General features: G+C 72.1%; 11 protein-coding genes and 1 pseudogene. All 12 read left to right on the top strand.

From position 1 onward, the window contains the following. Window positions 1–84 precede the first annotated feature (84 nt). The 12 genes and pseudogenes from thrC (at window position 85) to ABZ810_RS08540 (ending at window position 13,620) form a co-directional block, all read left to right on the top strand. Window positions 85–1,155, top strand: a complete 1,071-nt coding sequence (gene thrC, locus ABZ810_RS08485) for a threonine synthase (protein WP_358400919.1) — start codon at window positions 85–87, stop codon at window positions 1,153–1,155. Next, the gene (gene thrB, locus ABZ810_RS08490; RefSeq protein ID WP_358400922.1) at window positions 1,152–2,123 is read left to right on the top strand and encodes a homoserine kinase; all 972 of its coding nucleotides are present in this window, start codon (window positions 1,152–1,154) and stop codon (window positions 2,121–2,123) included. Before thrC ends, thrB begins: the two co-directional genes overlap by 4 nt. Window positions 2,124–2,595: 472 nt before the next feature. Beyond that, on the top strand, window positions 2,596–4,746 hold the full coding sequence (gene rho, locus ABZ810_RS08495) for a transcription termination factor Rho (protein WP_358400925.1): 2,151 nt from the start codon (window positions 2,596–2,598) through the stop codon (window positions 4,744–4,746). Between the two features lie 204 nt (window positions 4,747–4,950). Then, window positions 4,951–6,315, top strand: a complete 1,365-nt coding sequence (locus tag ABZ810_RS08500; RefSeq protein ID WP_358400928.1) for a sensor histidine kinase — start codon at window positions 4,951–4,953, stop codon at window positions 6,313–6,315. A gap of 158 nt (window positions 6,316–6,473) precedes the next feature. Next, window positions 6,474–7,121, top strand: coding sequence for a response regulator transcription factor (locus tag ABZ810_RS08505; protein ID WP_358400931.1), 648 nt, complete (start codon window positions 6,474–6,476; stop codon window positions 7,119–7,121). Between the two features lie 161 nt (window positions 7,122–7,282). Beyond that, window positions 7,283–7,501, top strand: a complete 219-nt coding sequence (gene rpmE, locus ABZ810_RS08510) for a 50S ribosomal protein L31 (RefSeq protein ID WP_358400934.1) — start codon at window positions 7,283–7,285, stop codon at window positions 7,499–7,501. 117 nt (window positions 7,502–7,618) lie between these two features. Continuing rightward, entirely contained in the window at window positions 7,619–8,695 is a 1,077-nt protein-coding gene (gene prfA / locus ABZ810_RS08515; protein WP_358400936.1) for a peptide chain release factor 1, read from the top strand. Further along, window positions 8,692–9,552 carry a peptide chain release factor N(5)-glutamine methyltransferase gene (prmC, locus tag ABZ810_RS08520; RefSeq protein WP_358400937.1) on the top strand — a complete coding sequence of 287 codons (861 nt, stop codon included), beginning with the start codon at window positions 8,692–8,694 and terminating at the stop codon, window positions 9,550–9,552. The genes prfA and prmC overlap by 4 nt, the downstream gene beginning before the upstream one ends. A 55-nt stretch (window positions 9,553–9,607) precedes the next feature. Continuing rightward, a pseudogene (locus tag ABZ810_RS08525) lies at window positions 9,608–10,249 on the top strand (L-threonylcarbamoyladenylate synthase); the annotation flags it as partial. 737 nt (window positions 10,250–10,986) lie between these two features. Further along, a complete protein-coding gene (locus ABZ810_RS08530; RefSeq protein WP_358400939.1) occupies window positions 10,987–11,718 on the top strand; it encodes a bacterial transcriptional activator domain-containing protein in 732 nt (243 codons plus the stop codon). A gap of 154 nt (window positions 11,719–11,872) precedes the next feature. Continuing rightward, window positions 11,873–12,382, top strand: coding sequence for a sigma-70 family RNA polymerase sigma factor (locus ABZ810_RS08535; protein ID WP_358400941.1), 510 nt, complete (start codon window positions 11,873–11,875; stop codon window positions 12,380–12,382). After that, complete coding sequence (locus tag ABZ810_RS08540; protein ID WP_358400944.1) at window positions 12,379–13,620, top strand: hypothetical protein; 1,242 nt, start codon at window positions 12,379–12,381, stop codon at window positions 13,618–13,620. The genes ABZ810_RS08535 and ABZ810_RS08540 overlap by 4 nt, the downstream gene beginning before the upstream one ends. Window positions 13,621–13,624 lie beyond the last annotated feature (4 nt).

Below are 13,624 nucleotides of genomic sequence, written 5' to 3' on the forward strand. Positions count from 1 at the left end.
TGAGATCACCGGCGCCGAGGACGAAATCGCCCCGGACGCCCCGGTAGACTCCGGCCAACATCGCAGGTCATCGAGGAGACGACTGTGAACGCGACCGCACACCACGCCTGGCGTGGACTGATCGAGGAGTACCGCGACCGGCTCCCGGTGACGGACCAGACCCCCGTGGTCACCCTGCTCGAGGGCGGTACGCCGCTCGTGCCCGCCCATCGGCTGTCCCAGCTGACCGGCTGCGAGGTCTACCTCAAGGTCGAGGGCGCCAACCCGACCGGGTCCTTCAAGGACCGCGGCATGACGATGGCGATCAGCAAGGCCGCCGAGGACGGCGCCAAGGCCGTCATCTGCGCGTCGACCGGCAACACCTCGGCGTCGGCCGCCGCCTACGCGGTACGCGCCGGGATGACGTGCGCCGTCCTCGTGCCGCAGGGCAAGATCGCGATGGGCAAGCTCGCCCAGGCGCTGGTGCACGGCGCCCGGCTGCTCCAGGTGGACGGCAACTTCGACGACTGCCTCGAGCTCGCCCGCAAGTTGTCGGTCGACTACCCGGTGGCCCTGGTCAACTCGGTCAACAAGTACCGCCTGCTGGGCCAGAAGACCGCCGCGTTCGAGATCGTCGACGCGCTCGGCGACGCGCCCGACGTGCACTGCCTGCCGGTCGGCAACGCCGGCAACATCTCGGCCTACTGGATGGGCTACAAGGAGTACGCGGCGGACGCGGTGTCGTCCCGCACGCCCCGCATGCTCGGCTTCCAGGCCAGCGGCGCGGCCCCGTTCGTCAAGGGCGAGCCGGTGCTCAAGCCGCAGACCATCGCCACCGCGATCCGGATCGGCAACCCCGCCTCCTGGGACCTCGCGGTCGCCGCGCGGGACGAGTCCGGCGGCGCCATCGACTCGGTCACCGACCGGCAGATCCTGAAGGCCTACCGGCTGCTGGCCTCCGAGGAGGGCGTGTTCGTCGAGCCCGCCTCCGCGGCGAGCGTGGCCGGCCTGCTCCAGGCGCACGAGCAGGGCGGCGTCCGGCCGGGCTCCACGGTCGTCTGCACGGTGACCGGTAACGGCCTCAAAGACCCCGACTGGGCGATCGCGGGCGCGCCCGCGCCGACCACGGTCAAGGTGGACGCGCCCGCCGCGGCGTCCGCGCTGGGCCTCACATGACCCCTTCGCACGACCGGCCGGAGGCGCCCGGCTGGCCGGAGGCGCCCGTCCTGGTGCGGGCCCCGGCCACCAGCGCCAACCTCGGCCCCGGGTTCGACACGCTGGGCCTCGCGCTGACCTTGTACGACGACGTCGAGGTCGCGGTGACCGCGGCCGGCGAGGTGTCGATCGAGGTCGAGGGCGAGGGCACCGAGGTCGCCGACCGCGGCGAACGGCATCTGATCGTCAAGACGCTGCGCCGCACGTTCGAGGTGATCGACGGGTCGCTGGCCGGGACCGGCCGCACGCCCGCCGGGCAACCCGCGGGCGTCCGCCTGCGATGTACGAACCGCATCCCGCACAGCCGTGGCCTGGGCTCCTCCTCGGCCGCGATCCTCGCCGGCATCACCGCCGCCCGTGCCCTGCACCCGCACGGCAAGCTGCTGGACGACGAGGCGGCGCTGCGGCTCGCCACCGGCATCGAGGGCCATCCCGACAACGTCGCGCCGTGCCTCGCGGGCGGTCTGACCGTTGCGTGGACCACCCCCGCCGGGCCTAAGCTCGTACGACTCGACCTGGAACGCCAGGTCGTGGCCCTCGTACCGGATCAGCGCCTCGCCACCGAGCAGGCGCGCGGACTGTTGCCGGAGACCGTGCCCCACAAGGACGCGGCCGCCAACGCGGGCCGGGCCGCGCTGCTGATCGCCGCGCTGACCGGAGACCTGCCGCAGGACGTGTTGCTGGACGCCACCGAGGACCGGCTGCATCAGGACTACCGGGCGCCCGCCATGCCCGAATCCGCTGCGCTGGTCGCCCGGTTGCGCGCGAACGGGGTGCCGGCGGTGATTTCCGGGGCAGGTCCTACTGTCCTGGCCTTCACAACCGCATCACAAGTTGATTCGATGGGCGCGGAAGTGGGTAATGGGTGGCACATACACCCGCTGAACGTCGCCCCCCACGGCGCCTGCGTTCAGCGTGACGGTTCGTAGGTTCGTACGTACACATCCGTTGCCGCGATGTGCCGCGCGAGCGGGGGTTGGTGGAGTGCTCCGGCCAGGTGCAATGATCCAGCTAGGTAAAATGCGAAGACATCGACCTCTGGGGAATAGCAGTGTGCCCTGGTGATGTTAGGCTGAATGCCGCACCAGATGCCCCGCTCGGGGCTGTGTGCTCGTCAGCCACGCGTCACCTGTTCGGCCCCTCGGTCGTGTCGGTCCCGCGTACCAGGCTCCCCGACACCGTGACATCCCGTTGTCAGGCATTCCAGCGAAACTTCGGACGTGGCGGTGCAGGGGACACGCACGAGCCGTTCGTCCCGACCACCATCTGGCTGTGCCCAGAAATCGCAGATCGCGGCCCCATCGTGATTAGCGGAGCCCGACCCGGCGCCCCCGCCGGGCCGCATTACCGGGTTGCCTGGCCGACCGCCGGCCTACGCCCGCTCCCTGGGAAGGACCCTTAGTGAGCGAATCCAGCGAACTCCTTACGGACGCATCCAGCACGGCACCTGCCGCCGAGGCCGCGGAGGCCGGTGGCGCCCAGGCTGCCACTCCCCGGCGTCGCCGGACGGGCACCGGCCTGTCGGCCATGGTGCTGCCCGAGCTCAAGGCGCTCGCGTCCAGCCTCGGCATCACCGGCACCACCGGGATGCGCAAGAGCCAGCTCATTGCCGCCATCCAGGAGAAGCAGGGTGGCCCGGCGGCGAGCCAGGGCTCGGCCGGAGGCGAGCAGGGAGCCGCTGCCACCGTGACGAAGACCGAGCGCCCGCGCCGTACCCGTACGGCCGCCGCAAAGCGTGACGCCGCGGAGGACCAGGTGACCATCGCCGACGCCGCACCGGCCATCGAGAAGGCCGACAAGGTGGAGAAGGCCGACAAGGTGGAGAAGGCCGACAAGACCGAACGCGCCGACACCGGCAAGGGCGGCAAGAGCGGCGGCGAGAAGGCCGAGCGCGGCGAGCGCGGAGACCGCCAGACCGACCGCGGCGAGGGCCGTGACCGGGGCGAGCGCGGTTCCCGTGACGAGCGCGGTGAGCGCGGTGAGCGCGGTGAGCGCGGCGGCAAGTCCGACGGCTCCGACGACGGCGAGGGCGGCGGGCGCGAGGGCGGCCGTGACGGCGGCCGGCAGCGCAACCGCAACGGGCGCGAGCGCGGCGAGGGCGGCCGTGACCGCGGCGAGCGTGGTGAGCGCGGCGACCGCGGTGAGGGGCGCGGCGAGCGTGGTGACCGCGGCGACCGCGGCGAGCGTGGCGACCGCGGCGAGCGGGGCGACCGCGGCGAGCGGGGCGACCGGGGCGACCGGGGCGACCAGCAGGGCGGCAGGCAGCGCGGCCAGGGCGGCGGCGGCCAGGGTGGCGGCGGTCAGAACGACGATGACGACGGCGGCGGCAGGGGCCGGCGCGGGCGCCGGTTCCGCGAGCGCAACCGCGGCCGCGGCCAGGGCCGTGACCGTTACGAGGAGCCGGTGATCAGTGAGGACGACGTCCTCATCCCGGTCGCGGGCATCCTCGACATCCTCGACAACTACGCGTTCGTGCGTACCACGGGCTACCTGCCCGGCCCGAACGACGTCTACGTCTCGCTGGCCCAGGTCCGCAAGAACGGCCTGCGCAAGGGCGACGTGATCACCGGCGCGGTGCGCCAGGCCCGCGAGGGCGAGCGGCGCGAGAAGTTCAACGCGCTGGTCCGCCTCGACACCGTCAACGGCATGGAGCCCGACCAGGCCAAGGCCCGCGTCGACTTCTCCAAGCTGACCCCGCTGTACCCGCAGGAGCGGCTGCGGCTGGAGTCCGACCCGGGCATCCTGACCACGCGGATCATCGACCTGGTGTCGCCGATCGGCAAGGGCCAGCGCGGCCTGATCGTCTCGCCGCCCAAGGCCGGCAAGACGATGGTGCTCCAGGCGATCGCCAACGCGATCACCAAGAACAACCCCGAGTGCCACCTGATGGTCGTCCTGGTGGACGAGCGTCCGGAAGAGGTCACCGACATGCAGCGGTCGGTGAAGGGCGAGGTCATCCACTCGACGTTCGACCGTCCGGCCGAAGACCACACCACGGTCGCCGAGCTGGCGATCGAGCGGGCCAAGCGCCTGGTGGAGCTGGGTCACGACGTGGTCGTGCTGCTCGACTCGATCACCCGTCTGGGCCGTGCCTACAACCTGGCGGCGCCCGCGTCGGGCCGCATCCTGTCCGGTGGTGTCGACTCGACCGCGCTCTACCCGCCCAAGCGGTTCTTCGGCGCGGCGCGCAACATCGAGAACGGCGGCTCGCTGACCATCCTCGCCACCGCCCTGGTGGAGACCGGATCCCGTATGGACGAGGTCATCTTCGAGGAGTTCAAGGGCACCGGCAACATGGAGCTCAAGCTCAACCGGCAGCTCGCCGACAAGCGGATCTTCCCCGCGGTGGACGTCGACGCGTCCGGCACCCGTAAGGAAGAGATCCTCATGGCGCCGGAGGAGCTGCGGGTCGTCTGGCAGCTGCGCCGCGTCCTGCACGCGCTCGACACCCAGCAGGCGCTGGAGCTCCTCCTCGAGAAGATGAAGGAGACCAAGTCCAACGCCGAGTTCCTGCTCCAGGTCCAGAAGACCACGGTCTCCGACGACCGCTGAAGCACGTTCTAAGGTACGACCGGCGCCCGGGAGGAACCCTCCCGGGCGCCGTCGCCTTTTCCGGACCAGCGATCTCAGCCAGGCCACAGGGGCAACGAGGTAGGGCTAGCCCCACCTCGTTCCGGGCGGTGGACCGGATGGGCCGCGGGCGTCCCGTGGACGAGGCTTGGGGACGTACGGTGGACTCGGGCACGGAGGGACGTTGTGGGCGAGCTGATGAGTGCCGCCTCGGGCGGGCGGGGCGCGACGACCGCCGCGGGCCCGAGGGGACGGCGCGCGGCGAACGTGGCACAAGGATCATGGCGGCCGCTGGACATGGCGCGGTCGTCGCTGACGTGGCGGAGCGCTGTCTACCTGGCCGTGAGCTTCGGTTTCGGGCTGGCCTGGTTCGTCACCCTGACGGTGGGCGTGGCGCTGTCGGTCAGCCTGCTGATCATCTGGGTGGGCGTGCCGCTGGGCCTGCTGCTCATGATCGCGTGGCGCGGCGGGGCGATGCTCGAACGGCTGCTGGCCAAGGCCGCGTTCGGCGTCGAGATCCCGACGCCCTACCGGCGGATGCCGGCGGGGCGCAACCCGTTCGGCAAGTTGCGGGTGCTGGCCGCCGACCCCGCCACCTGGAAGGACTTCCTCTACCTGGCGCTGCTCTTCCCGGTCTCGCTGGCCGAGTTCGTGATCTCGGTGACGTTGTGGTCGGCGACCGGGATGTTCCTCATCCTGCCGATCCTGGTGATGTTCCAGGGCGGCTACGAGATCAACTTCGGGGTCTTCGCCTACTGGGCGGGCAATCCGGTGACCGCGCTGCCCTGGACGGTCGTCGGGCTCGGCCTGCTCACGCTGGCCATGTACGTGACGCGGGTGATGGCGATCGGGCACGCGCTGCTGTCGCGGTGGCTGCTCGGTCCCAGCCGGTCCCAGATCGAGAACCGCGAGCTGCGGCAGCGCACCGAGCACCTCCAGGCCAGCCGTGCCCGCGGGGTGGACGCGGTCGAGGCCGAACGCCGCCGGATCGAGCGTGATCTGCACGACGGCGCCCAGCAGCGCCTGCTGGCCGTGGCGATGGACATCGGCCGGGCCCGCGCCAAGCTCGAGGAGGACCCCGAGGGCGCCCGCACGCTGATCGAGCAGGCCCACGCGGGCACCAAGGAGGCGATCTCCGAGCTGCGCGACCTGGCCCGCGGCATCTATCCCGCGATCCTCACCGACCGCGGCCTGGACCCGGCGTTGTCGGGGCTGGCCGGCCGCGCCCCGGTGCCGGTCGAGGTGGACGTCGACCTGCCCGAACGGCCCCCCGCGGCGGTCGAGAGCATCGCCTACTTCATCGTGGCCGAGTCGCTGGCCAACATCGCCAAGTACGCCCGCGCCACCCGCGCCTCGGTGCGGGTCGTCCGTGAGGACAACTGGGTGGTCGTCGAAGTGATCGACAACGGGGTGGGCGGCGCGATGGCGCTGCCCGACGGCGGCCTCGCGGGGCTCGCCGACCGCGCGGCGACGATCGACGGCATGCTCATCGTCGACAGCCCGCCCGGCGGCCCCACGATCATCCGGGCCGACCTGCCCTGCACCTGGTAGCCGCACCTGGTAGGCGCACCTGGTAGCAGGAGCCGGGAGCACGACCGTCCGGCAGGCCCCGTCCCGGCGTGGGACGGGGCCCGCTGGCTCTCAAGGGTGATCAAGGCTCGTCCGGCAGGGGGAGGACCCGCACTCGCCGGCCTCGGAATAATGGGGGCATGCGGGTGGTGATCGCCGAAGACTCGGTGTTGTTGCGTGAAGGGCTCATCCGGCTGCTCGCCGACGCCGGGATCGAGACCGTGGCCGCGGTCGGGGACGGGCCGAGCCTGCTGGGGGTGGTCGAGGAGCACGCTCCGGACCTGGCGATCGTCGACGTGCGCATGCCCCCGTCGCACACCGACGAGGGCCTCAGGGCGGCGCTGGCCGTGCGGGAGAGCCGTCCCGGCACGCCGATCCTGGTCCTGTCGCAGTACGTGGAGGAGAGGTACGCCACCGACCTGATCGGCGGCGGCGCCGAGGGCGTGGGCTATCTGCTCAAGGAACGGGTGTCGGATCTCGAGGAGTTCATCGACGCGGTGCGGCGCATCGCCGACGGCGGCACGGTGATCGACCCCGAGGTGATCGGCCAGCTGCTCGGGCGGCGGCGGGCGGGCGACCCGCTGGCGACCCTCACGCCGCGCGAGCGCGAGGTCCTCGGGCTCATGGCCGAGGGACGCTCGAACGCGGCGATCGCGCGCGGGCTGGTGGTCTCCGACGGGGCGGTGGAGAAGCACATCTCCAACATCTTCGCCAAGCTGACCCTGCCGCCCACCGGCGATGATCATCGCCGGGTGATGGCCGTCCTGACCTACCTGCGGGCGGGATGACCCGGACAAGATCGGGAATGCCCGGTGACCTCGGCACGTTCGGGTATCTGGCACACTTGGAGTGCAACCGCTGCGGTACCGGTTCACGCTTCCCACATCTCCCCCTCCTCATCGGGGTGAGCAGGGAACGCCCGGCGACCGCCCATCGGCGAGGAGAACCCATGAAGCCCGAGATCCACCCGAACTACATCGTCACGACCGTGACGTGTACGTGCGGCAACACCTTCGAGACGCGCAGCACCGCGGAGAACGGCGTGATCCACGCCGACGTGTGCTCCAACTGCCACCCGTTCTACACGGGCAAGCAGAAGATCCTCGACACCGGTGGCCGCGTGGCGCGCTTCGAGCAGCGCTTCGGCAAGAAGGCCGGCAAGAAGTAAGACCTCCGCTTTGCGGCGTTCGAGGCCGGCCCGGAGACCCGCGTCTCCGGGCCGCTCGAAGTCGGACCCCGGCACACCGCCGGGACCGTCCAGCGAACAGCGGAGCAGGGAAAAGACGTGAATCTCGACGATCTGATCAGCGAATACGCCGACATCGAGGGCCGGCTCGCCGACCCCGCCGTGCACGCCGACCAGGCTCTGGCGCGCCGGCTGGGCAAGCGTTATGCCGAGCTCCGGCCGGTCGTCGAGACGTACCGGGAGCTCCGCGGCACCGAGGACGACCTCACCGCCGCCCGCGAGCTCGCCGGGGAGGACGAGGCGTTCGCCGCCGAGGCCACCGAGCTGGAGAAGCGCAAGGACGACCTCGAGGAACGGCTGCGCAGGCTGCTGATCCCGCGCGACCCGTCCGACGGCAAGGACGTGATCCTCGAGATCAAGGCGGGGGAGGGCGGCGAGGAGTCGGCGCTCTTCGCCGGCGACCTGCTGCGCATGTACCTCCGCTTCGCCGAGCGCATCGGCTGGAAGACCGAGGTCATCGACGCGCACCACTCCGACCTGGGCGGCTACAAGGACGTCACGGTCGCGGTGAAGGCCAAGGCCTCCCTCGAAGAGGGCGTCTGGACGCGCCTGAAGTACGAGGGCGGCGTGCACCGCGTCCAGCGCGTTCCGGCGACCGAGTCGCAGGGCCGCATCCACACCAGCGCCGTCGGCGTCCTCGTCACGCCCGAGGCCGAGGAGGTCGACGTCCAGATCGACCCCAACGACCTGCGCATCGACGTCTACCGGTCGTCGGGCCCCGGTGGTCAGAGCGTCAACACCACCGACTCCGCGGTGCGGATCACGCACGTGCCGTCCGGCGTCGTCGTCTCGTGCCAGAACGAGAAGAGCCAGCTCCAGAACAAGGAGCAGGCGCTGCGCATCCTGCGGTCCCGCCTGCTGGCGATGGCGCAGGAGGAGGCCGAGGCCGCCGCCTCCGCCGAGCGCAAGAGCCAGGTCCGCACGGTGGACCGCTCCGAGCGTGTGCGCACCTACAACTACCCGGAAAACCGGATCTCCGACCACCGGGTCGGCTACAAGGCCTACAACCTCGACCAGGTCCTGGACGGCGACCTGCACAACGTGACGCAGGCACTGGTGGACGCCGACATGGAACGGCGCCTTGCGGAGGCCCAGGAGGCCCAGCAGCCGTCATGAACCTGCTGCTCGACGAGATCGCCAGGGCCACGGCGCGGCTGGCCGACGCCGGCGCCGCGTCGCCCCGCGCCGACGCCGAGGAGCTGGCGGCCGCCGTGCATGCCGTCAAGCGGGCCGAGCTGCACACCGTCTCGGACGGCGCGTTCGACGCGCGCTTCTGGGAGTACGTGGCGCGGCGCGAGGCGGGCGAGCCGCTCCAGCACATCACCGGCCGGGCGTTCTTCCGCTACCTGGAGCTCAAGGTCGGGCCGGGCGTCTTCGTCCCGCGGCCCGAGACCGAGGTGATGGTCGGCTGGGCGCTCGACATCCTGCGCGACATGGACGTCCAGGACCCGCTGGTCGTCGATCTCGGCACCGGCTCGGCCGCGATCGCGCTGTCGATCGCCCAGGAGTCGCCGCGGGCCCGCGTCCACGCCGTCGAGAAGGACCCGACCGCGTACGTGCACGCCACCCGCAACATCGAGGACCTCGACGAGCGCGGCCAGGTCCGGCTCCATCTGGACGACTTCGCGGCGGCGCTGCCCGAGCTGAACGGCACCGTCGACCTGGTCGTCAGCAACCCGCCGTACATCCCGATGAGCGAGTGGGAGTACGTGCCGCGCGACGTCCGCGACCACGACCCGGCCGACGCGTTGTGGGGCGGCGGCGACGACGGCCTGGACGCGATCCGCGTGGTCGAGGAGACCGCCCGCCGCCTGCTCCGCCCCGGCGGCCATGTGGCGGTCGAGCACAGCGATCTGCAGGGCAACGCGGTCTACTGGGTGTTCGCCGAGGAGAACGGCTGGCGCGACGTGCGCAACCGCCGTGACCTGACCAACCGGGACCGTTTCGTCACCGCCCGGCTGAGCGCGGACTGACCGCACGGACCGACCCCCTGACCCGCCCGACGTGTCCCGTGGAAGGATGACCATCGTGAGCCGACGTTACGACTGCTCCGAGCCGATGGAGCGCACCCGCGGGATCGCCGAGTCCGTGTCCGCCGTACGGCGCGGCGAGATCATCGTGCTTCCCACGGACACCGTCTACGGCGTCGGGGCGGACGCCTTCACCCCGGCCGCCGTCAGCGCGCTGCTCGACGCCAAGGGGCGCGGCCGAGACATGCCGCCGCCCGTCCTGGTGGGCTCCGTGCGCGCCGCCACCGCCCTCATCGAGGATCTCGGCACCTACGGCCAGGATCTGATCGACGAGTTCTGGCCGGGCGCCCTGACCCTGGTCTGCCGCGCCAACCAGAACCTCCTCTGGGACCTCGGCGAGACCAAGGGCACGGTCGCCGTCCGCATGCCCATGCACGAGGTCGCCGTCGAGCTGCTCAAGGAGACCGGCCCGCTCGCGGTGAGCAGCGCCAACGCCACCGGCAAGCCCGCCGCCCGCACGGCCGCCGAGGCCGAGGAGATGCTGGGCGACTCCGTCTCGGTCTACCTCGACAACGGCCCCTCCGGCCATGCCGAGGCCTCCACGATCGTCGACCTGACCGGCGCCATCCCGCGCCTGCTCCGCGCCGGCGCCATCTCCGAAGACAAGATCCGCGCCGTGGTCGGCGTGCTGCTCACCGATGACGACGACGAGACGGGCGACGACCCCCTCGACGTCCCGGCCGACGAGCAGGCCGAGCCCGAGAGGCCCTCCCTCACCAAGGACGCACCCGCGGGGGACGGCACCCCGTCCCTGACGAAGGACGTGCCCGCCGGGGACGGCACCCCGTCCCTGACCAAGGACGTGCCCGCCGGGGACGAGACTCCGTCCCTGACCAAGGACGCGCCCGTCGGCGACGGCACCTCGTCTCTGGCCAAGGACGCGCCCGCGGGGGACGGCACCCCGTCCCTGGCCAAGGAGGCGCCCGCCGAGGCCGGCACTCCGTCGCTCACCAAGGACGACGCCCCGTCCCCGGCCCCGTCCCCGGCCAGCGGCGCGGCCGCGGGGGACGACGCCCCGTCGCTCGCCGAGGACGACGCGAAGCCCGCCGACGAGGCCGGGCCCGCCCTTCGTAAGGACGACGGCTCCTAAAACATGTCTCGAAGTCGGCCGCCCTGCTCCGCGACGCCCAGGCACGCACCTCGCGGAGTTGTCGTCGGTCTCCAGCCGACACCGGGCTGCCTCCCTCCTCCGCCCCCACGAGGCACGCACCTGGACGCCGCTCGCCACGGACGCCGACCTCGAGACACGTCCTAGGTCCATCCGCCCGCGCGAGAATTCTTTGGATTTCCGCGCGTTCCGGAGCAGCAGACGGGGGCACTCGAGCATCTCCTTTGCGTACGGAGGTTCACGAGACCTGAGTGCTGCGGAGGAAACGAATGGCGACGGGTCGTCAGGGTGACGGGGACGCACTGGAGCTGATGCCGTCCGTGCGTTGCCGGGTCGGCGGGGTCGAGGTGCCGCTGACCGAGGGAATGTGCGCGCTGGTCGTCATGGTCGCGCTGGAGAACGGCGGGGTCTCCCGCCGCGTCCTCCAGGCTCGCCTGTGGCCCGGGCTGGACGCGGGCGACGCCGCCAAGCGGCTGCGGCAGCTGTTGTGGCGGGTCAAGCGCGAGACCGGCGACCGGCTGCTGGACACGTCCGGCGGGTCCGTGCGGCTGGCCGCGGACGTCTCGGTCGACCTCAGGACCGCCGAACGCCGGGCGCGCCGGGTCGTCAGCGGTGAGCCGCCCGAGCGGGCGGACCCGGCGGAGTGGTCGTTCCTCGGCCGGGCGTTGCTGGCGGACTGGCTGGACGAGGGCGCCTGGGAGGCCCAGGACCGCTGGAACCGGCTGCGGCTGCTCGCGCTGGAACGGCTGGCGGAGCAGGCGCTGCGGGCGGGCGACCATCCAGGCGCGATCGAGTTCGCGAGCACCGCGGTGGGCGTCGACGAGCTCAACGAGGTGCCGCACCGGGTGATGGCCGCGGCGTACCTCGCGCGCGGCGACCTGGCGAGCGCCTGGCGCGTCTTCACCCGGTTCCAGCAGCTCCTCGGACGTGAGATGGGGCTGGAGCCGAGCCCTGCCTTCCGGGACCTGGTCGGGCACGGCGGCGTCGCGTGGAGTGCGTAGCGCTCGTGTTCAGCGCGGAGTGGTGTTCGTCCCAGACCGGTGGGCAGGGGTGGATATGACGCGACTCGGTACGTGGTGCGCCCTATGATCCCCCCGTGGTCCTTGAGAGCCCGACGGCCTCCCGCGCGCCGCACGCGCGGGCGGGGAGCCCGGGGTGACGCCCGGAGTCGTCGCGGCCTCCGCCCTGACCTCCCTCTACCGCGAGCAGCGGGGCGGGCTCATCAGGTTGGCCGTGCTCCTGGTCGGTGACGAGGCGACGGCCGAGGACGTGGTCCAGGACGTCTTCCTGCGGCTCCAGGACAGGGCGCCGCGGCTGGACGACGAGGGCAAGCTGCTGGCCTACGTACGCGCGGCGGTGCTGAACGGCTGCCGGATGACCCTGCGCCGGCGGAAGCGGATGTGGCAGCGGACCGAGCCGCACCAGCCGCCGGTCTGGTCGGCCGAGTCGGCCGCGATGCTCAGTGAGGACCGGCGCGAGGTGATGCTGGCCCTGCAACGCCTTCCCCGCCGGCAACGCGAGGCGCTCGTGCTTCGTTTCTATCTCGAGCTGTCCGACGACGAGGTCTCGGAGGTCATGGGCATCCGTCCCGGGACCGTGCGGTCGACCATGGCCCGGGCGCTCGCCGCGCTGGCCCGCGAGCTGGGAGAGGAGGTCCGGCCGTGACGATCGAGGACCGGCTCCGCGACGCGTTGCGGGCCACCGCCGGGACGGTGGACGACCGCCCGGAGCGCCCGCTGCCGGAGCGGAGCCCGCAGGCGTCGCCGGTGCGCCGCCGCCTGGTGCCGCTGGGGGCGGTGGCGGGGGTGCTGGCCCTGCTGGCCGGGTTCGTCGCCGCCCAGCGTTTCCTGGACGACCCGGCGCCGCGCCTCCAGTGGACACCGGCCATGCCCCGGTTCGTCTTCGCCAGCACGCACGGGAACGGGGGCAGCGACGATCCGGACGGCGGCGGGCCGTACGGCCTGGAGGTCCGCGAGTCCGCGACCGGGCGGCTGGTCGACCGGTTCGAGGCGTCGCCGGGCGTGGAGTTCGGCCAGGTGGCCGCCCTCCGCGACAACCGCACGTTCTTCGTCACCTCCGAGCCCGTCACGCGGCGGCCGTGCCGGACGACGGTCCAGCGGGTGTCGGTCTCCGGCGGGGGCAGGATCATCGCGATGGAGCCGGTCGCGGGCGGTCCCGTCGCCGGCACCGTGCCGGGCGCCGGCGGCCTCGCCGTCACCCCGGACGGCGCCCGGATGGCGCTCGCCGTCGAGAAGTGCGACGAGGCCGAGCGCATCGAGGCCGCGGCCGGGAACGCGCGCATCGTGACGGCCGATCTGGCCACGGGCGCGCGCCGTGAATGGCCTGACTCGGGGCTCGGTGATGGCGCCTCCAACCTTTCTTTGACCGAGCAGGGGGACCGGCTCTTCTTCTCCCGCCGGGTGCAGAACAAGAATCCCCTTGAGGGTGACGGCGGGTCCGAAGAATTGCGCGTGATGAATGTTTCCGCCCCTTCCGGTTCGTTGCTGGGAAGGGACGCGGCCGGCGTCGCCGTCGCGAGGGCGCCCCGGACCTTCGCGGCGGTCCTGGCGAGCCCGGACGGCCGTTCGGTCATCACGGCCGAGGCCGAGTTCAAGGCCGGGGTGTTGCCGTCGGAGGACGCCGGGAGCCCGGGCGCGTCTCCGGGGCCGCAGCAGAACGTTCCGCCGCAGGAGGGGTTCTACCTGCTGGAACTCTCGGCGCAGGGGGGTCGCGTGTTGCGCCGGATCGCGGTGCGTCCGGTCGAGGGGCCCGATCTGGTGGTGTTCAAGAACGACGCCTCCGGCCGCTACCTCCTCACCAGCGGCGGGATCGTCGACCTGCGCGAGGACGGCCGGCTGCGGCCTCTCAAGGGCCTCGACGACGTGATCGACGTCGACTGGTGACGCG

Origin of the sequence: Spirillospora sp. NPDC047279 (assembly GCF_040643285.1) — a bacterium.
Lineage (GTDB): Bacteria > Actinomycetota > Actinomycetes > Streptosporangiales > Streptosporangiaceae > Spirillospora.

What these genes read in the sequence shown, in the direction of transcription:
- thrB (WP_358400922.1), top strand. Translation starts at nt 1,152, where the DNA reads ATGACCCCTTCGCACGACCGGCCGGAGGCGCCCGGCTGGCCGGAGGCG.
- ABZ810_RS08505 (WP_358400931.1), top strand. Translation starts at nt 6,474, where the DNA reads ATGCGGGTGGTGATCGCCGAAGACTCGGTGTTGTTGCGTGAAGGGCTC.
- rpmE (WP_358400934.1), top strand. Translation starts at nt 7,283, where the DNA reads ATGAAGCCCGAGATCCACCCGAACTACATCGTCACGACCGTGACGTGT.
- prmC (WP_358400937.1), top strand. Translation starts at nt 8,692, where the DNA reads ATGAACCTGCTGCTCGACGAGATCGCCAGGGCCACGGCGCGGCTGGCC.
- ABZ810_RS08530 (WP_358400939.1), top strand. Translation starts at nt 10,987, where the DNA reads ATGGCGACGGGTCGTCAGGGTGACGGGGACGCACTGGAGCTGATGCCG.